Origin of the sequence: Streptomyces sp. BF23-19, assembly GCF_041106355.1 — a bacterium.
GTDB lineage: Bacteria > Actinomycetota > Actinomycetes > Streptomycetales > Streptomycetaceae > Streptomyces > Streptomyces virginiae_A.
In genome coordinates, this window is the sequence record NZ_JBGBPT010000073.1 from 1 (window position 1) to 18,974 (window position 18,974).

The 18,974-nt window shown below is 72.6% G+C and carries 10 protein-coding genes and 1 pseudogene; 10 read left to right on the forward strand and 1 reads right to left on the reverse strand.

The annotated features are described in order from the left end of the window. Positions 1 to 193 (forward strand): annotated as a pseudogene (locus tag AB8A24_RS32125) (helicase); the annotation flags it as partial. Positions 194 to 332: 139 nt separating this feature from the next. Here the strand turns inward: AB8A24_RS32125 and AB8A24_RS32130 are convergent. Beyond that, positions 333 to 2,804: a DEAD/DEAH box helicase gene (locus AB8A24_RS32130; protein ID WP_369478275.1), complete on the reverse strand. Its 2,472-nt coding sequence runs from the start codon at positions 2,802 to 2,804 to the stop codon at positions 333 to 335. A 70-nt stretch (positions 2,805 to 2,874) separates the two neighbouring features. On the opposite strand from AB8A24_RS32130, the gene bldG reads away from it, so the two are divergent. From bldG to AB8A24_RS32175, 9 genes are all read left to right on the forward strand, one after another. Beyond that, positions 2,875 to 3,216, forward strand: coding sequence for an anti-sigma factor antagonist BldG (gene bldG / locus AB8A24_RS32135; RefSeq protein ID WP_008743037.1), 342 nt, complete (start codon positions 2,875 to 2,877; stop codon positions 3,214 to 3,216). Positions 3,217 to 3,338: 122 nt separating this feature from the next. Then, on the forward strand, positions 3,339 to 3,779 hold the full coding sequence (locus AB8A24_RS32140) for an ATP-binding protein (protein WP_369478276.1): 441 nt from the start codon (positions 3,339 to 3,341) through the stop codon (positions 3,777 to 3,779). Positions 3,780 to 4,056: 277 nt separating this feature from the next. Beyond that, positions 4,057 to 6,459, forward strand: a complete 2,403-nt coding sequence (locus AB8A24_RS32145; RefSeq protein WP_328962295.1) for a sodium-translocating pyrophosphatase — start codon at positions 4,057 to 4,059, stop codon at positions 6,457 to 6,459. A 163-nt stretch (positions 6,460 to 6,622) separates the two neighbouring features. Further along, entirely contained in the window at positions 6,623 to 7,186 is a 564-nt protein-coding gene (locus AB8A24_RS32150) for a small secreted protein (RefSeq protein WP_328962294.1), read from the forward strand. A 152-nt stretch (positions 7,187 to 7,338) separates the two neighbouring features. Then, positions 7,339 to 8,853 carry a methyltransferase gene (locus AB8A24_RS32155; protein WP_369478277.1) on the forward strand — a complete coding sequence of 505 codons (1,515 nt, stop codon included), beginning with the start codon at positions 7,339 to 7,341 and terminating at the stop codon, positions 8,851 to 8,853. Positions 8,854 to 9,464: 611 nt separating this feature from the next. Further along, a complete protein-coding gene (topA, locus tag AB8A24_RS32160) occupies positions 9,465 to 12,287 on the forward strand; it encodes a type I DNA topoisomerase (protein WP_369478278.1) in 2,823 nt (940 codons plus the stop codon). A 173-nt stretch (positions 12,288 to 12,460) separates the two neighbouring features. After that, complete coding sequence (tmk, locus tag AB8A24_RS32165) at positions 12,461 to 15,697, forward strand: dTMP kinase (protein ID WP_369478279.1); 3,237 nt, start codon at positions 12,461 to 12,463, stop codon at positions 15,695 to 15,697. A 72-nt stretch (positions 15,698 to 15,769) separates the two neighbouring features. After that, positions 15,770 to 16,981 carry a DNA polymerase III subunit delta' gene (locus AB8A24_RS32170; RefSeq protein WP_369478280.1) on the forward strand — a complete coding sequence of 404 codons (1,212 nt, stop codon included), beginning with the start codon at positions 15,770 to 15,772 and terminating at the stop codon, positions 16,979 to 16,981. A 217-nt stretch (positions 16,982 to 17,198) separates the two neighbouring features. Further along, positions 17,199 to 18,752 (forward strand): alpha/beta hydrolase, encoded by a 1,554-nt coding sequence (locus AB8A24_RS32175; RefSeq protein ID WP_328962289.1) that lies wholly within the window; start codon positions 17,199 to 17,201, stop codon positions 18,750 to 18,752. The last annotated feature ends 222 nt before the right edge of the window (positions 18,753 to 18,974 follow it).

Here is an 18,974-nt window from a genome sequence, read left to right on the forward strand (position 1 = left end):
GTCCGGGGGCGCCGGTTCGGTCCGGGCCGGTGAGGGTGGCGAGATAGCGACCGTGCGGAGGGCCACCGGCGGGTGCCTGCTCCGGGGCGAGGTCGCCGAGATCACCGCCGAGGTCGCGGCCGGCCCGTTCACCCCGACGGTCCGGGCCCGGGCAGGCCCGCCCGCGGAGCCGCCTGCGGCGCCGCCCGACTGAGGGCCCGGGGCAGGGGCCACGGCGGGCCCGGGGGGCCTGGCGAGCCCAGGGCGCCACGGCGGGCCCGCCAGGCCTTGTCAGGCCCTGTCAGGTCCCGTCAAGGCCCTGTCAGGTCCCGTCCAGGCCCTGTCAGGTCCCGTCAGGCCTCGGAGGGCTCGGCGGCCGGGGATTCGGAGAGGAGGCGGGTGAGGAGCCGGATGGCGCCGCGCTTGTGCAGGGGCTCGTTGCCGTTGCCGCACTTGGGGGACTGGATGCAGGAAGGGCAGCCGGCCTCGCACTCGCAGGCCGCGATCGCGTCGCGGGTCGCCGTCAGCCAGGCGCGGGCGGTGTCGAAGGCCCGCTCCGCGAAGCCGGCGCCGCCGGGGTGGCCGTCGTAGACGAAGACCGTGGGGAGCAGGGTGTCGGGATGCAGCGGCACGGAGACGCCGCCGATGTCCCAGCGGTCGCAGGTGGCGAACAGCGGGAGCATGCCGATGGAGGCGTGCTCGGCGGCGTGCAGGGTCCCGCCGAGGATCTCCGGGTTGATCCGGGCCTCGTCGAGCTGGTCCTCGGTCACCGTCCACCACACGGCCCGGGTGCGCAAGGTGCGGGGCGGCAGGTCGAGCTTGGCCTCGCCGAGCACCTCGCCGGTGATCAGCTTGCGGCGCAGATAGGAGACGACCTGGTTGGTGACCTCGACGGAGCCGAAGCAGAGCCGGGCCGAGCCCCACGGGATCTCGGTCTCGGTCTCCAGGATGGAGATGGAGGTGGTGTCACGGGCCGTGGTGGAGAAGGGCGGGTCCGCCTGCTCCACGAGGGCCACGGAATCCTCCAGGTCCAGGTGCTTCACGAGGTACGTGCGGCCCTGGTGGAGGTGGACGGCGCCCTCGTGGACGGCGGTGTGGGCCGCCGACTCGTCGACCGTGCCGAGCAGCCGGCCCGTCGAGGCCTCGACGATCTGCACCGGGCGGCCGCCGCCGCCCCGGATGTCGGTCAGGTCCGAGGCCCGTTCCCGGCGGGTCCAGTGCCAGGCGGTCGCCCGGCGGCGCAGCAGCTTCGCCGCCTCGAGCTGGGTAAGGAGGTCCTCGGTCGCCGGGCCGAAGAGTTCCAGGTCCGCCTCGGTCAGTGGTAGCTCCGCCGCCGCCGCGCACAGGTGGGGGGCGAGGACGTAGGGGTTGTCGGGGTCCAGGACGGTGGCCTCCACCGGCTGCCGGAACAGCGCCTCCGGGTGATGGACGAGGTAGGTGTCCAGCGGGTCGTCCCGGGCGATCAGCACGGCCAGGGCGCCCTGGCCGGAGCGGCCCGCGCGACCCGCCTGCTGCCACAGGGAGGCCCGCGTGCCGGGGTAGCCGGTGATCAGGACGGCGTCCAGGCCGGAGACGTCCACGCCCAGCTCCAGGGCCGTCGTGGCGGCCAGTCCGAGCAGCTCGCCGGAGTGCAGGGCCCGCTCCAGGGCCCGGCGCTCCTCGGGGAGGTAGCCGCCCCGGTAGGCGGCGACCCGGCGGGGCAGCGAACGGTCGATCGCCGCGAGCCGTTCCTGGGTGATCACGGAGATCAGCTCGGCGCTGCGCCGGGAGCGGACGAAGGCGACCGTACGGACCCCCTGGATCACCAGGTCGGTCAGCAGGTCGGCGGTCTCGGCGGTGGCCGTACGGCGTACGGGCGCGCCCTTCTCGCCACGCAGCTCGGTGAGCAGCGGCGGCTCCCAGAGGGCGAAGACCACCTCACCCCGCGGTGAGGCGTCGTCGGTGATCTCGATCACCCGTACGCCGGTCAGTCGGGACGCGGCCGCCGCCGGGTCGCTCGCGGTGGCGGAGGCCAGCAGGAAGACGGGGTGTGCGCCGTAGCGGGCGCACAGCCGCCGTAGCCGGCGCAGCACCTGTGCCACGTGGGAGCCGAAGACCCCGCGGTAGGTGTGGCACTCGTCGATCACGACGTAGCGCAGGGCCCGCAGGAAGGAGGACCAGCGCGGGTGGGCCGGCAGGATCCCGCGGTGCAGCATGTCGGGGTTGGTCAGGACGTAGTTCGCGTACTGGCGCACCCACTCGCGTTCCTCGACGGGCGTGTCCCCGTCGTAGACCGCGGGGCGCACGGCGTTGCCCAGCGGGGCGGCCAGTTCCCGTACGGCGCGCCGCTGGTCGGCCGCCAGGGCCTTGGTGGGTGCCAGGTACAGGGCGGTCGCGCCCCTGCCGTTCGGAGCCTCGGCACCGTCCGCGAGGGCGGAGAGCACGGGTGCGAGGTAGGCGAGGGACTTGCCCGAGGCGGTTCCGGTGGCCACGACCACGGACGTTCCGTCGAGGGCGAGCTCGGCCGCGGCGGCCTGGTGTTCCCACGGATGGTCGATTCCGGCCGATCCGATCGCGGCTACGACGTCCGTTCGGATGCGGTCGGGCCAGACTGCATGACGACCCGCCCGAGGGGGCAAGTGCTCCGTATGGGTGATGCGCGCAGCACGGGAAGGCCCCCGTGACAGGCGGTCCAGGACCGTGTCGGGGGTGGGTCGTGGGTCCGCGGGTGCCGTGGGCCGTCCGGGACCAGATGTGTTGGCCATCGGAACCGAGTGTGTCACCGGCGTGCGGGACAATGGTCCGAAGGCGTCGTGCGCGCCTGCCGGTAAGTGATTGAATGCCATCGCGGCAGCCAATCCCTCGCCTACCTTCGGGTGAGGGGGCGTCGCTCGATAGCAAGGTGCTGGAGGATCCGTGGACCTGTCCCTGTCGACTCGCACTGTCGGCGACCGTACGGTCGTGGAGGTCGGTGGCGAGATTGATGTGTATACCGCGCCCAAGCTGCGCGAGCAGTTGGTCGAGTTGGTGAACGACGGCAGCTACCACCTGGTTGTCGACATGGAGCGGGTGGACTTCCTCGACTCCACCGGCCTTGGTGTGCTCGTGGGAGGCCTCAAGCGCGTCCGTGCGCACGAGGGCTCGCTCCGTCTGGTGTGCAACCAGGAGCGCATCCTGAAGATCTTCCGCATCACCGGTCTGACCAAGGTGTTTCCGATCCACACCACTGTGGAAGACGCCGTCAACGCGACCGACTGACGGCTCCGCGCGGCCCCCTGCAGCCTCCGGGCGGCAGGGAGCCGACAAGGAGAGCGGGGGTACCGGGCCATGGTTGGCCCGGGCCCCTGTCAAGGCACGCCCGTAGTCCGAGGGGGATGCGCATGGCCACCGTTGAACTGCGCTTCAGCGCCCAGCCCGAACACGTCCGCACGGCCCGCCTGGTCGCGGCCGCCGTGGCGCGCCGGGTCGGTGTGGAGGAAGCCGTCCTCGACGAGGTCCGCCTCGCCGTGGGCGAGGCCTGTTCGCGTGCCGTGGGACTCCACCGGAGCAACGGGCTGACCGCGCCCGTCCGGGTGGTGCTGACCGAGGAGGACAAGGTGTTCTCCATCGAGGTCGGTGACGAGGTCCCCGCGCCGGCCGGCGGCGGGGCCGATGCGGTTCCCGGCATGACCGCCGTCCTTGAGTCCGAGGGCGAGACCGAGGACGAGATGGGTCTCGCGGTGATCAGCGGACTCGTCGACGACGTCGAGGTGAGCAGTGGGGAATCGGGCGGGACCATCCGGATGAGCTGGCCCGTGGCCGGAGTCTCCGAGCTCTCTTGAGATCCACGGCGATCCACCGTGATCCGCCCCGCGCTTAAACCTTCGTATCTTCAGATCTTTATCAAGGCCCTGCTGAGCAGGGCCTTTTTCATTTCCCTAGATCAATGACGGGGCGTCAATGCCTTTGCCCCATTACCACTTTCGAGGGTAATGGAGTGACGCGATCTATTGCTGAGGAGCGAGAGCGCGCCAATTGCGTTTCCTGCGCACTGTTTTGATCCGGGCGCGCTCCCTACAATCCGTCCACATCTTGAGCTCATCACGTCAAGGAGGACGAATGACGGGGCTCTTCACCCCCATTGCGCCGGATCGCACCACAGATCTGGCAGCCGCAGTACTCACCGATGACAATCGGCTCATCGTGATCGTCATTGCGGCCGTGGCACTCGCCGCACTCGTCGTCGCGCAGATCCTGGTCCGCCAGGTACTCGCCGCCGACGAGGGAACCGACAGCATGAAGGAGATCGCCGCAGCGGTCCAGGAAGGCGCCAACGCCTATCTCGGCCGGCAGTTGCGCACTCTCGGCATCTTCGCCGTCGTGGTCTTCTTCCTGCTCTTCCTGCTCCCCGCCGACGACTGGACGCAGCGGAGCGGGCGTTCCGCCTTCTTCCTCGTGGGCGCCGTCTTCTCGGCCGCCACCGGCTACATCGGCATGCGCCTGGCGGTCCGCGCCAATGTCCGTGTCGCCGCCGCGGCACGCGAGGCCACCCCGGCCGAGGGGGAGCCCGCCAAGGACCTGACCGAGGTCTCCCACAAGGCGATGAAGATCGCCTTCCGGACGGGCGGCGTCGTCGGCATGTTCACCGTCGGCCTCGGCCTCTTCGGCGCCTCCTGTGTCGTCCTGGTCTACGCCGCCGACGCCCCCAAGGTCCTGGAGGGCTTCGGTCTCGGCGCCGCCCTGATCGCGATGTTCATGCGCGTGGGCGGCGGAATCTTCACCAAGGCCGCCGACGTCGGCGCCGACCTGGTCGGCAAGGTCGAGCAGGGCATTCCGGAGGACGACCCGCGCAATGCCGCGACCATCGCCGACAACGTGGGCGACAACGTCGGAGACTGCGCCGGAATGGCGGCCGACCTCTTCGAGTCCTACGCCGTCACCCTGGTGGCCGCGCTCATCCTCGGCAAGGCCGCCTTCGGCGACCTGGGCCTCGCCTTCCCGCTGATCGTGCCCGCGATCGGCGTCATCACCGCGATGATCGGCATCTTCGCGGTCTCCCCGCGCCGCAGCGACCGCAGCGGCATGACCGCCATCAACCGCGGGTTCTTCATCTCCGCCGTGATCTCCCTGGTGCTGGTCGCGATCGCCGTCTACGCCTACCTGCCGGCCACCTACAAGGAGCTCGTCGGCGTCGAGAACCCGGCGATCACCAACCACACCGGTGACCCGCGGATCCTGGCCGTCGTCGCCGTCGCCATCGGCATCGTGCTCGCGGCCCTGATCCAGCAGCTGACCGGCTACTTCACCGAGACCAACCGGCGCCCCGTCCGGGACATCGGCAAGTCCTCCCTGACGGGAGCGGCCACCGTCGTCCTCGCCGGCATCTCGGTCGGTCTGGAGTCCGCCGTCTACACGGCCCTGCTCATCGGTCTCGGCGTCTACGGCGCGTTCCTGCTCGGCGGAACGTCGATCCTGCTCGCGCTCTTCGCGGTGGCCCTGGCCGGCACCGGCCTGCTCACCACCGTCGGCGTCATCGTCGCCATGGACACCTTCGGGCCCGTCTCCGACAACGCCCAGGGCATCGCCGAGATGTCCGGCGACGTCGAGGGCGCCGGTGCGCAGGTCCTGACCGACCTGGACGCCGTGGGCAACACCACGAAGGCCATCACCAAGGGCATCGCCATCGCCACGGCCGTGCTCGCCGCGGCGGCGCTCTTCGGTTCGTACAACGACGCGATCGCCGTCGCGGTCAAGGAGGTCGGCGCCAAGGCCGGGGAGCTGAACCTCAGCCTGGACATCGCACAGCCCAACAACCTCGTCGGGCTGATCCTGGGCGCGGCCGTCGTGTTCCTGTTCTCCGGCCTCGCCATCAACGCCGTCTCCCGCTCTGCGGGCGCCGTCGTCTACGAGGTGCGCCGCCAGTTCCGCGAGCACCCCGGGATCATGGACTACAGCGAGAAGCCCGAGTACGGGCGCGTCGTCGACATCTGCACCAAGGACGCGCTGCGCGAGCTCGCCACGCCCGGCCTGCTCGCGGTGCTCACCCCCATCGCCGTGGGCTTCTCCCTCGGTGTGGGCGCCCTCGGCTCCTTCCTGGCCGGCGCCATCGGCACGGGCACCCTGATGGCGGTCTTCCTCGCCAACTCCGGCGGCGCGTGGGACAACGCGAAGAAGCTCGTCGAGGACGGCCACCACGGCGGCAAGGGCAGTGAGGCCCACGCGGCGGTCGTCATCGGCGACACGGTCGGTGACCCGTTCAAGGACACCGCGGGTCCCGCGATCAACCCGCTGCTCAAGGTCATGAACCTGGTGGCGCTGCTGATCGCCCCCGCGGTCGTGCAGTTCAGCTACGGCGCGGACAGCAGCCCGGCCGTCCGGGCCGTCGTCGCGGTCCTGGCGATCGGGATCATCGTCGCCGCCGTGTACATCTCCAAGCGCCGCGGCATCGCCGTCGGCGACGAGACCGAAGGCGGAGCCGCCGAGCGGGTGGCCCAGCCGGCCGACCCCGCGACGGTCTCCTGACCCCAGGTTCCGTCAGCGGTACGGGCCGGGCCGGGCAGGGCCGGCCGGTACGCCCGAAAGGCGGACGGGCGGCGCGGACTCACGCGCCGTCTGTCCGCCTTTGTGCGTCCGCGGAGGGTGGGCGTGTATCTTCCGGGCGGAAGCCTTCGAAGGGACCAATCCGGTGAACAAGAAGTTTGCGGCCGCGCTGTCGGGCGGTGCGGCACTGATGCTCGTCCTGTCCGGATGCGGCGGGGACGAGACCGACCAGAAGGCCGGCTCCTGGGCCAAGAAGGTCTGTGACCAGTGGCAGCCCCAGATCGCGAAGATCGAAGCCGCCAACGTCGAGATCAAGCGGGTGGCCTCCGAGAGCAGCAAGCCCGACGAGGTCCAGAAGACCGACTCGGCGGCGTTCGGGACCATGACCGAGTCGTACAAGGCGATGGCGGCCGCCCTACGGTCGGCGGGCGTTCCGCCGGTCAAGAACGGCGCCGCGACCCAGGAGGCGGCGGCCAAGGGCTTCGAGACGACCTCCACGGGCTACGCCGACCTCAAGACGAAGACGGACGCCCTCGACCCACAGGACAAGGCGAAGTTCGCCGACGGCCTCAAGGAGGTCGCGGGCGGGCTCAAGGACGTGACCAAGGGCGGCCAGGACGCGCTCGCCCAGCTCAAGGCGGGCGGCCTGGGCGAGGCCATCAACGGCCAGAAGGGCTGCCAGGTCGCGGCCGCACCGGCGTCGCAGTAGCACCCCGGCAGCACCGCCGGCCCGTGCGGGCGGCGTTTCGCGCGGTATGTCGCTCAGGGCGGCCGTGGTCCCGGAAGGGGCCGCGGCCGCCCTTTCGGCGCTCCGGGCCCGGTGCGATCGGCAGGACGGGTCCCAGCGGACACAATGGACGCGTGAGTACCACCAGCCTTCCCACGCCCGACCGCGCCGCCGAGCTCCGCGCAGCCTTCCTCTACGCCGGCTTCACCGCCGACGGGCTGCTCGACCTGCTCGGCGCCCCCGCCTACGCCGCGCTCGCCCGCAGCGAGACCGTCCCGGCCCTGCGCGCCACCCGCGGCCCCGGTGACGGGGCACTCGCGAGCCTGGTCCGGCTGTTCCTGCTCCAGCAGCCGGAGCCGTACGTGCACGCCGCCTCGGCGCTCCCCGTCGAGACGGCCCTGGCCGACGGCTGGCTGCGGTTGGAGGGCGACGAGGTGCACGCCACCGTCGACGTACGCCCGTTCGGCGGGCCGGACGGCGAGGACTGGTTCATCGTCTCCGACCTCGGCTGCTCCGTCGGCGGGGCCGGCGGGATCGGCAGCCGCGAGGAGGCCGTGGTCCTCGGTGTCGGCGGCGCCTCCACCACCCTGGCGGGGATCACCGTCCGCACCCCGGTCGGCTCCGCCCTCGACGTCGGCACCGGATCCGGAATCCAGGCGCTGCACGCGTCCCGGCACGCCACCCGGGTCACGGCCACCGACGTCAACCCCAGGGCCCTGGAATTCACCCGTTTGACGCTGGCGCTCTCCGGGGCGCCCGAGGCCGAGCTGCTCGCCGGGTCGCTCTTCGAGCCCGTCGGCGACGCGACGTACGACCTCATCGTGTCCAACCCGCCCTTCGTGATCTCCCCCGGCGCCCGGCTGACGTACCGGGACGGCGGCATGGGCGGCGACGACCTGTGCCGGACCCTGGTCCAGGAGGCCGGCGCGCGGCTCAACCAGGGCGGGTACGCGCAGTTCCTCGGCAACTGGCAGCACGTGGAGGGCGAGGACTGGCGCGACCGGCTGCGCTCCTGGGTGCCGCGCGGCTGCGACGCCTGGATCGTGCAGCGTGACGTGCAGGACGTGACGCAGTACGCGGAGCTGTGGCTGCGCGACGCGGGCGACCACCGGACCGACCCCGCCGAGTACGCGCGGCGGTACGAGGATTGGCTGGACGAGTTCGAGGCCCGTGGGACCAAGTCCGTCGGCTTCGGGTGGATCACCTTGCGCCGGACGGACGCGGCCGAGCCCTCGATCGTGGTCGAGGAGTGGCCCCACACGGTGGAGCAGCCCCTCGGCGAGGCCGTCCTGGCGCACTTCGCCCGCCAGGACTACCTGCGCCGGCACGACGACGCGGCCCTGCTGGAGGCCCATTTCACGCTGGCCGAGGAAGTGGTCCAGGAGCAGGTCGGCGCGCCCGGCGCGGAGGATCCGGAACACGTCGTGCTCCGGCAGAACCGCGGAATGCGGCGCGCCACCAAGGTCGACACGGTCGGCGCCGGCTTCGCCGGAGTGTGTGACGGCTCACTGAGCGCGGGTCGGATCCTCGACGCGATCGCGCAGCTGATGCAGGAGGACCCGATCGTGCTGCGGGACCGCACTCCGGAGGCCATCCGGCTGCTGGTCGAGCAGGGTTTCCTGGACCCCGTGACGGGCCCGGCGCAGTAGTCGGCCCCGGGATGTAACCCGGGGTTCGCCCGCTGTATCCGTACGGCTGTCAGTCTCCTGCGCAGGGGGATCCGGGGGGATCCCGAGAGTGGCCCGGGGGCAAGGGGAAGCGGCGCGGAAAACGGTCCGGCGATCTTCGCGGCGGCCGTGTTCCCGCTGTTCGGGGCCGCTCTGCAGGCTTGACGGGGGCGCGTGCCCCGCCACCGCGTGCCGGTGGCGGAGGTCACGCGCCCCGTCGCGGCCGTGGCGCCGGCAGGGCTCGTCGGCGGGGCGTCGACGGCCCTGGGAGCGTGGCGCCTCGCGCGGCTCCGACATCGAGATCGAGGCGCTCGGGCGGACCTGGATCCGGCCGCGGATCCGGCTCCGAAAGCCGAGGTCGGAGCAGGCGCGGGACCGGGTGCGAGGGCGCGGCCAGACGGCCCTCCGGCCACCCTGCCCGGTGATCGGGAACGCCCCGGCGCGGCATCCGGGCGGCAGAAACGGCACTTGTCGGGTTACCGTTCGAGTGGCCGTTGCGGGCTTCTGCCGTTTGACACGGGGGCGGGTTGTACCGTCACACTCCGCAGCGTCGCCGTACCGCGACCGAGTGCCGACCGGAGAGAAGAGCCAAGTTGTCCCCGACTAGCGAGACCGCAAAGGGCGGCCGCCGACTCGTCATCGTCGAGTCCCCAGCCAAGGCGAAGACGATCAAGGGCTACCTCGGCCCCGGATACGTCGTCGAGGCGAGCGTCGGGCACATCCGCGACCTCCCCAGCGGCGCGGCCGAGGTTCCCGACAAGTACACGGGCGAGGTCCGCCGCCTCGGTGTGGACGTCGAGCACGACTTCGCGCCGATCTACGTGGTCAACGCGGACAAGAAGGCCCAGGTCAGGAAGCTCAAGGAGCTGCTGGCCGAGTCCGACGAACTCTTCCTCGCCACCGATGAGGACCGCGAGGGCGAAGCCATCGCGTGGCACCTGCAGGAAGTCCTCAAGCCCAAGGTTCCCGTCCACCGGATGGTCTTCCACGAGATCACCAAGGACGCGATCCGCGACGCCGTCGCCAACCCGCGCGAGCTGAACCAGCGCATGGTCGACGCCCAGGAGACCCGTCGCATCCTCGACCGCCTCTACGGCTACGAGGTCTCGCCGGTCCTGTGGAAGAAGGTCATGCCGAAGCTGTCGGCGGGCCGCGTGCAGTCGGTGGCCACCCGCCTCGTCGTCGAGCGGGAGCGCGAGCGCATCGCCTTCCGCACCGCCGAGTACTGGGACCTGACCGGAACCTTCTCCACCGGGCGAGCCGGTGACGCCTCCGACCCGTCGACGCTGGTCGCCCGCCTGAACACGGTGGACGGCAAGCGCATCGCGCAGGGCCGCGACTTCGGCTCGAACGGGCAGCTCAAGAGCGAGGTGCTGCACCTCGACGAGGCGAACGCGCGGGCGCTGGCCGCCGCGCTGGCGGACACCTCGTTCGCCGTCCGCTCGGTCGAGTCCAAGCCGTACCGCCGCTCCCCGTACGCCCCGTTCCGTACGACGACGCTCCAGCAGGAGGCCTCGCGCAAGCTGGGCTTCGGCGCCAAGGCGACGATGCAGGTGGCGCAGAAGCTGTACGAGAACGGCTTCATCACCTATATGCGTACCGACTCCACCACGCTGTCCGACACCGCGGTGTCGGCGGCGCGGGCGCAGGTCACCCAGCTCTACGGGGCCGACTACCTGCCGGAGAAGCCGCGCGTCTACGCCGGCAAGGTCAAGAACGCGCAGGAGGCGCACGAGGCGATCCGTCCTTCGGGTGATCGTTTCCGCACCCCGGCCGAGACGGGTCTGACCGGCGACCAGTTCCGCCTGTACGAGCTGATCTGGAAGCGGACCGTCGCCTCCCAGATGAAGGACGCGGTCGGCAACAGCGTCACCGTGAAGATCGGCGGCCGGGCCGCGGACGGGCGCGACGCCGAGTTCACCGCCTCCGGCAAGACGATCACCTTCCACGGCTTCATGAAGGCCTACGTCGAGGGCGCGGACGACCCGAACGCCGAACTCGACGACCGCGAGAAGCGCCTCCCGCAGGTCGCGGAGGGCGACGCGCTCGCCGCCGAGGGGATCACGGCGGACGGGCACTCGACCAAGCCGCCGGCCCGCTACACCGAGGCCTCGCTGGTCAAGGAGCTCGAAGAGCGCGAGATCGGCCGTCCGTCGACGTACGCGTCGATCATCGGCACCATCCTCGACCGCGGCTACGTCTTCAAGAAGGGCACGGCGCTCGTGCCGTCCTTCCTGTCGTTCGCCGTGGTCAACCTCCTGGAGACGCACTTCGGGCGCCTCGTCGACTACGACTTCACCGCGAAGATGGAGGACGACCTCGACCGCATCGCACGGGGCGAGGCCCAGTCCGTGCCGTGGCTGAAGCGGTTCTACTTCGGCTCGGAGGACGCGACCGAGGTCGTGCCGGCCGACGGGGACCACCTCGGCGGTCTGAAGGAGCTCGTCACCGACCTCGGCGCCATCGACGCCCGGGAGATCTCCTCCTTCCCGGTCGGCGAGGGCATCGTGCTGCGCGTCGGCCGCTACGGGCCGTACGTGGAGCGCGGTGAGAAGGACGCGGAGGGCCACCAGCGGGCCGACGTCCCGGACGACATGGCTCCGGACGAGCTGACGGTCGAGTACGCGGAGGAGCTGTTCGCCAAGCCGAGCGGTGAGTTCGAGCTCGGCAAGGACCCGGTCAGCGGCAACGAGATCGTCGCGAAGGACGGCCGCTACGGCCCCTACGTGACGGAGATCCTCCCCGAGGGCACCCCGAAGACGGGCAAGAACGCGGTCAAGCCGCGGACGGCCTCGCTCTTCAAGTCCATGAACCTGGACACGGTCACCCTCGACGAGGCGCTGAAGCTGATGTCGCTGCCGCGCGTGGTCGGCGCGGACGCGGAGGGCGTGGAGATCACGGCCCAGAACGGCCGCTACGGCCCGTACCTGAAGAAGGGCACGGACTCGCGGTCGCTGGAGACCGAGGACCAGCTCTTCTCGATCACGCTGGACGAGGCCCTCGCCATCTACGCGCAGCCCAAGCAGCGCGGGCGGGCCGCGGCCAAGCCGCCGCTGAAGGAGCTGGGCACCGACCCGGTCAGCGAGAAGCCGGTCGTGGTCAAGGACGGCCGCTTCGGTCCGTACGTGACGGACGGCGAGACGAACGCGACGCTGCGGCGGGACGACGACGTCGAGACGATCACGCCGGAGCGCGGCTACGAGCTGCTCGCGGAGAAGCGGGCGAAGGGCCCGGCCAAGAAGGTGGCGAAGAAGGCCCCCGCCAAGAAGGCCCCGGCGAAGAAGGCGACGGCGACCAAGGCCGCTGCCGCGAAGAAGACGACGGCCGCGAAGAAGACCACCACGGCCGCGAAGAAGACCACGGCCAAGAAGGCGACGGCCAAGAAGACGGCCGCCGCTCCGGCCGGGGACGAGTAGCCGCTTCACCGCCGGCGGGGCTGATTCCAGCATCGCCGGCGTTTGAGGCGCGGGGTCCGGGGCAGTGGCCCGGGCCGCGCCGGGCCGCTCCCGGAAAAAGGTGGGTCCGGGGTCACATCCGACCTCGTCCACAGGCTTCCGCACCCGCATGGCGCAGCGGATAGGCTGGGCGGATGACGCGAGCCGAGCAGCCGGCGGTCGTGACCGCCCCGGCGAACCCCACCTACGACGAAGCCCTAGCCGCGGATTCCCGCGAGCGTGCGGTGCGCGCACTGCTGCGCACTCCCAGGCTGCGCCGGCTGTGGAGCGCCCAGTTGGTGAGCGGCATCGGCGATGCCCTGGCCCTGTTGGTGTTGGTGCTGCTGGCCGTCCAGGCGGCTGCCTCGGAAGGGGCCTTCGGCGGCGGATCCCGCGGCGCGGCCCTCGCCGTCGCCACCGTCTTCGGGGTCCGCATCCTCGCCACCCTGCTCTTCGGCGCGGTCCTGCTGGGCCCGCTGGCCGGGCTGCTGGGCGCCGGCGGCAAGCTGGACCGCCGCTGGACCATGATCGGGGCCGACGGGGTCCGCCTCGGGCTCTTCGTCGTCGCCCCGCTGTGGCTCGACTGGATCCCGGCCCACGCGCTGACCGCGCTGCTGGCCACCGTCTTCGTCTCCGGTGCCGCCGAGCGGCTGTGGACCCTGGCGAAGGAGAGCGCGGCGCCCGCCCTGCTGCCCGCGCCGCCGCCGGAGGGGGCCACCGTACGGCCGCTCCCGGACCACCTGGACGCGCTGCGCCGGCTGACCCTGCGTACGGCCTTCGCGGCGCTCCCGATCGCCGCGGCCGCGCTGCTCGCCGCGACCCTGGTCGGCAAGGCGCTCGGCCTCGGCGTCGACTGGTTCGCCGCGAACCAGGCCGCCCTCGGCTCGTACGTGGCCTCCGGCCTCTTCGCCGCCTCCGTCTCGCTGCTGCTGCCGTTGGTGCTGCCGGGCGGGGCGACCCCGCGTCCGCGTTCGCCGCTGGAGGGTCTGCGCACCCCCAAGGCGGGCGACCGGCCCGACAAGGGTCGTACGGGCGTCATCCCCCTTCTCGTCCTGAGCTGCGCCGCGGTCGCCGGAGCGGTGTCCAGCGCCGTGGCCGTGTCCGTCCTGCACGCCTTCGACCTGGGCGGTGGCCCGGCCGCGTTCGCGCTGTTCGTCCTCGCGCTGGTCGGCGGCACCGCCGCGGGCATCCGCGCCACCCAGGCCGGCAAGGTGCTGCCCGCCCTGTCCCGCCGCCGGCTGCTGGCCCTCGCCATAGCGGTCACCGGGCTCGCGCTGCTGCTGACCGGCCTCGTCCCGGACATGGCGACCGTGCTGTTCCTCTCGCTGCTCGCCGGCACTGCCGCCGGCGTCGCGGCCAACACCGGCCACACCCTGCTGGACCAGGAGACCGAGGAGTTCCGGCGGGCCCGGATCACCGAGCACCTCCAGGCGGTCGTACGGGTGGCCGTGGCGCTCGGCGCCGTGGCCGCGCCCGTGCTCGCCGCGGCGATCGGCCCGCACCGGCTGACCGGTGCCGAGGTCGTCTTCGCGCACGGCGGCGCCGCCTTCACCCTGATGCTCGTCGGCGCCCTGCTGCTGCCGGTCGCCGTGGTGGTGCTCACCAAGGCCGACGACCGCCGGGGCGTCCCCCTGCGGCGGGACCTGCGCGAGGCGCTGCGCGGCGGGGAGCCCGTACAGGCGGCGTCCGCCACCGGGTTCTTCATCGCCCTGGAGGGCGGCGACGGAGCCGGCAAGTCCACCCAGGTCCAGGCGCTGGCCGAGTGGATACGGGGCAAGGGCCACGAGGTCGTGGTGACCCGGGAGCCCGGGGCGACCCCCGTCGGCAAGCGGCTCCGCTCGATCCTGCTCGACATCTCCTCGGCCGGTCTGTCGAACCGCGCCGAGGCACTGCTGTACGCCGCCGACCGGGCGGAACACGTGGACACGGTGGTGCGCCCGGCCCTGGAGCGCGGCGCGGTCGTCATCTCGGACCGCTACATCGACTCCTCGGTGGCCTACCAGGGCGCCGGCCGCGACCTCTCCCCGACGGAGATCGCCAGGATCTCGCGCTGGGCCACCGACGGGCTCGTACCGAACCTGACCGTGCTGCTCGACGTATCGCCGGAGGCGGCGCGCGAGCGGTTCACGGAGGCACCGGACCGGCTGGAGTCGGAGCCGGCGGAGTTCCACCAGCGGGTGCGGTCCGGGTTCCTGACCCTCGCCGCGTCCGACCCCGGCCGCTACCTCGTGGTCGACGCGGGCCAGGACCCGGGGTCGGTGACCACCGTCGTACGGCACCGCCTGGACCGGATGCTGCCGCTCTCGGAGGCCGAGGTGGCCGCCCAGGCGGAGGCGCGGCGCCTCGCCGAGGAGGAGGCCCGGCGCAAGGCCGAGGAAGAGGCGGCGCGCAAGGCGGAGGAAGCCCGGCTGCGTGCCGAGGAGGAGGCGCGGCTGGCCCGCGAGGCCGAGGCGGCGCGGATCAAGGCCGAGGCGGAAGCCGCCCGCAAGGCGGAGGAGGAGCGGCTGCGCGCCGAGGAGGAGGCCCGCGCCCGGGCCGAGGCCGAGCGGCTGCGCGCGGAGGCCGAGGAGAAGGCACGCGCGGCGGAGGCCGAGCGGCTGCGTCGGCAGGCCGAGGAGGAGGCCCGGCTGCGGGCCGAGGCCGAGGAGCGGCGGCTGGAGAAGCAGCGGCGCGCCGAGGAGGCCCTGCTGAAGGCCGAGGAGGCCCGCCGGCTGGTGGCGGCCGAGGCGGCGGCGAAGGCCGCGGCCGCTGCCGCCGTGGCGGCGGCGGAGGCCGCTGCGGTCGCGCCTGCGGTCTCGCCTGCTGAGCCTGCTGCGCCTGCGCCCAAGGTCGGCATGACCAAGAAGCCGGAGCCGGAGCCGCACCCGGACGACGCGGTGACGGTGGAGACCCCGGTGGTGCCGGTCGCCCCGGCGGCTCCGGAGACCAAGCCGGTCAAGCGGGTCGTCCAGCCGGACGACGTCACCCAGACCGTCCCGGTGCCGAAGGTCGACCCGGCCTCGGCCGCGGAGACCGCGGTGCTGCCGCCGGTCCGCGCGACGGACGAGACGACGGTGCTGCCGCCCGTACGCCCGGCTGCCCCGCAGGCGCCGCAGTCCCCGCAGGGGAGCGGTGCCGGGCGGCCCCGGTCCGCCACGCGGCCGACGGCCCAGCGCCCCGAGGAGAACCCGACCGACCGGGTGCCCTCGGGCATCTTCCGGGACGCCGGCAACGACCGGACGCGGGAGCTTCCCGTCGTCGACGACGAGGGCCGGCCGCGCCGGCCGCGCCCGGAGTGGGCCGAGGAGACCCCGCTGGACGACCTGCCGACGCTGGCGGACGAACTGCTGGGCCGCCACCGGGACGACGAGGACGGCGACGAGGGCGAACGCGGATCGCGCCGCCGCCGCTGACCTCGGCGGGGACAGGATTGTCGGTGGCGCCCGCCACAATGGGTGCACGGAGAGCGAAAGGTGGTGGGCGGGATGCCCGTATGGGACGACCTGGTGGGACAGGAGCGGATCCAGGCGCAGCTGGCCGCCGCCGCCCGTGATGCCGACGCACTGGTCACGGCCGCGACGGCCGGGACCGCGCCGCCCGCGGCCTCCAAGATGACGCACGCCTGGCTGTTCACCGGTCCGCCCGGATCCGGGCGGGCCCCTGCCCCGCGGGCCTTCGCCGCCGCGCTGCAGTGCACCAGCCCCGACCGGGCCCTCGGCGGTGAGCCCGGCTGCGGGTTCTGCGACGGCTGCCACACCACGATGGTCGGTACGCACGCGGACGTCTCGACCGTGGTCGCGGTCGGCAGCCAGATCCTCGTCGCCGACATGCGGGACACCGTCCGCAAGTCCTACACGTCCCCGGCGACGGGCCGCTGGCAGATCATCCTGGTCGAGGACGCCGAGCGGCTGAACGAGAAGTCCGCCAACGCGGTCCTCAAGGCCGTGGAGGAGCCCGCGCCCCGGACGGTCTGGATGCTCTGCTCGCCCTCCGTGGAGGACGTGCTGCCCACCATCCGCTCGCGCTGCCGCCACCTCAACCTCGGTACCCCCACGGTCGCGGCCGTCGCCGACATGCTGGTGCGGCGGGACGGCATCGAGCCGACGGTGGCCCTGGCCGCCGCCAGGGTCACCCAGGGGCACGTCGACCGCGCCCGTCGGCTGGCCACCGACGAGGGGGCCCGGGAGCGCAGGGCGACGGTCCTGAAGCTCCCGCTGCGGGTGGACGACATCGGCGCCTGCCTCAAGGCGGCGCAGGAGCTGGTCGACGCCGCCGCGGAGGACGCGAAGCAGGTCGCGGACGAGGTCGACACCAAGGAGACCGAGGAGCTGAGGACGGCGCTCGGCGCCGGAGCGGGCGCCGGCAGCCGGATGCCGCGCGGCACGGCGGGCGTGATGAAGGAGCTGGAGGACCGGCAGAAGCGCCGTCGCACCCGTACCCAGCGCGACACCCTCGAAGTGGCGCTGACCGACCTCACCGGCTTCTACCGGGACGTCCTGGCCCTGCAGCTCGGCTCGTCCGTGGCCATCGCCAACGAGGAGATACGGCACGACCTGGACCGGATCGCCCGCGCCTCGGGGCCTGAGCGGACCCTGCGCCGGATCGAGGCGATCATCGCCTGCCGGGACTCCCTCGACCGCAATGTCGCCCCGCTCCTCGCGGTGGAGGCGATGACGATGGCCCTGCGCGCGGGCTGACAGCGGGCTGACTGCGGCCGGGCCGTGGCCGGGCCGTGGCCGGGCCGCAGGGCGGCGGTCCACACCCGGTTGACCGGCTCACCCGTACGGGCGAACCGGCCGTCGAGGCCGGGCCGTGCCCGGTCCGTGCCACGCCCGGCGCGGGCCACGGAAGGCGTGCGGCCGTCCGGTCCCGGAGCGCCGGCCCAGGTCCACCGGCAGGACGTACGCTCCGGGGATGGACACCAGTCGCCTGCTGCGTACCACCGGAACCGTGATCGCAGCCGCCGGGCTGCTGCTCTCCGGGTGCACCTCGGGTGGATCGGGGGAGCCCGGGGCCGCTGCGGCCTCCCTGCCCTCGGCGCCGCAGTCCCCCGACGCCGCCGCGCTGCGCCCGTACTACGCGCAGAAGCTGACCTGGCGCGACTGCGGTGTCCCCGGATTCCAGTGCTCCACGATGAAGGCGCCGCTGGACTACGCGAACCCCGGCTCCGGCCAAGACGTCGAGATCGCGGTGTCGCGCCGTACGGCCACCGGTCCCGGCAAGCGCCTCGGCTCGCTGGTGGTCAACCCGGGCGGTCCCGGCGGCTCCGGCATCGGCTACCTCCAGGCGTACGCGGGCATCGGCTATCCCGCGGCCGTACGGGCCCAGTACGACATGGTGTCCTTCGACCCGCGCGGGGTGGAGCGCAGCAGCCCCGTCGAGTGCCTGAACGGTCCGGCGATGGACAAGTACACGCAGGTGGACCAGACGCCGGACGACGCGGCCGAGCGGGCGGAGCTGGTGGCGGCCTTCAAGGAATTCGCGCAGGCCTGCGAGGCGAAGTCGGGGCGGGTCCTGCCGCACGTCTCCACCGTCGACGCCGCCCGGGACATGGACCTGCTGCGCGGGGTGCTCGGTGACCAGAAGCTCCACTATGTCGGGGCCTCCTACGGCACCCTGCTGGGCGCCACGTACGCGGACCTCTTCCCGGACCGGGTCGGCCGGCTGGTCCTGGACGGGGCGATGGACCCCACCCGGCCCGCGCTCGAACTGAACCGGGACCAGACGGAGGGCTTCGAGACGGCCTTCACCTCCTTCGCCAAGGACTGCGCGAAGCAGCCCGACTGCCCGATGGGCAAGGGCGGCCCGGACGCGGTGGCGGCGCGCCTGAAGGAGTTCTTCCGCAAGCTCGACGCACAGCCCGTCGCGACCGGCGACCCGGACCGTCCGCTGGGGGAGGCCCTGGCGACGACCGGGGTGATCGCGGCGCTGTACGACGAGAGCGCCTGGCCACAGCTGCGCGAGGCGCTCAACTCGGCGATGAACGGCGACGGATCGGGGCTGCTGAGCCTGGCCGACAGCTATTACGAGCGCGAGGCGGACGGCAAGTACGCCAACCTGATGTTCGCGAACGCCGCCGTCAACTGCCTCGACCAGCCCGCGGCCTTCACCGGCCCGGAGGCCGTGGACACCGCCCTGCCGTCCTTCGAGAAGGCCTCCCCGGTCTTCGGCGCGGGCCTGGCCTGGGCCGCGTTGAACTGCACGTACTGGCCGGTGAAGGCCACGGGCAAGGCGAGGGAGCTGACCGCGAAGGGCGCCGCGCCGATCGTGGTGGTGGGTACCACCCGCGACCCGGCGACCCCGTACAAGTGGGCCCAGGCGCTGGCCGGCCAGCTCGAATCGGGGACGCTCCTCACCTACGACGGCGACGGCCACACGGCGTACGGGCGCGGCAGCGAATGCATCGACGCCGCGATCAACCGCTACCTCCTGGAGGGCAAGGCTCCGCAGGACGGCAAGAAATGCTGAGACCGCCGCCCCGTGGCGTACGGGCGCCGAGCACCGCCGGCCGCCCGAGCGGGCGGCGGGAGCACCTGCGGGACCCGCGTCCGGCCGGGAGGCGAAGCGTGCCCGGTTTGCCGGGACAACCCCGATAGGTGGCCTACCTCCCCCCTCGGCGAAACCTGGTTCGGGGCACCCGTCCACACCCTGTAGACTTGGCGCCGCTGCTGATGAGCGCCCCTCTTCGAG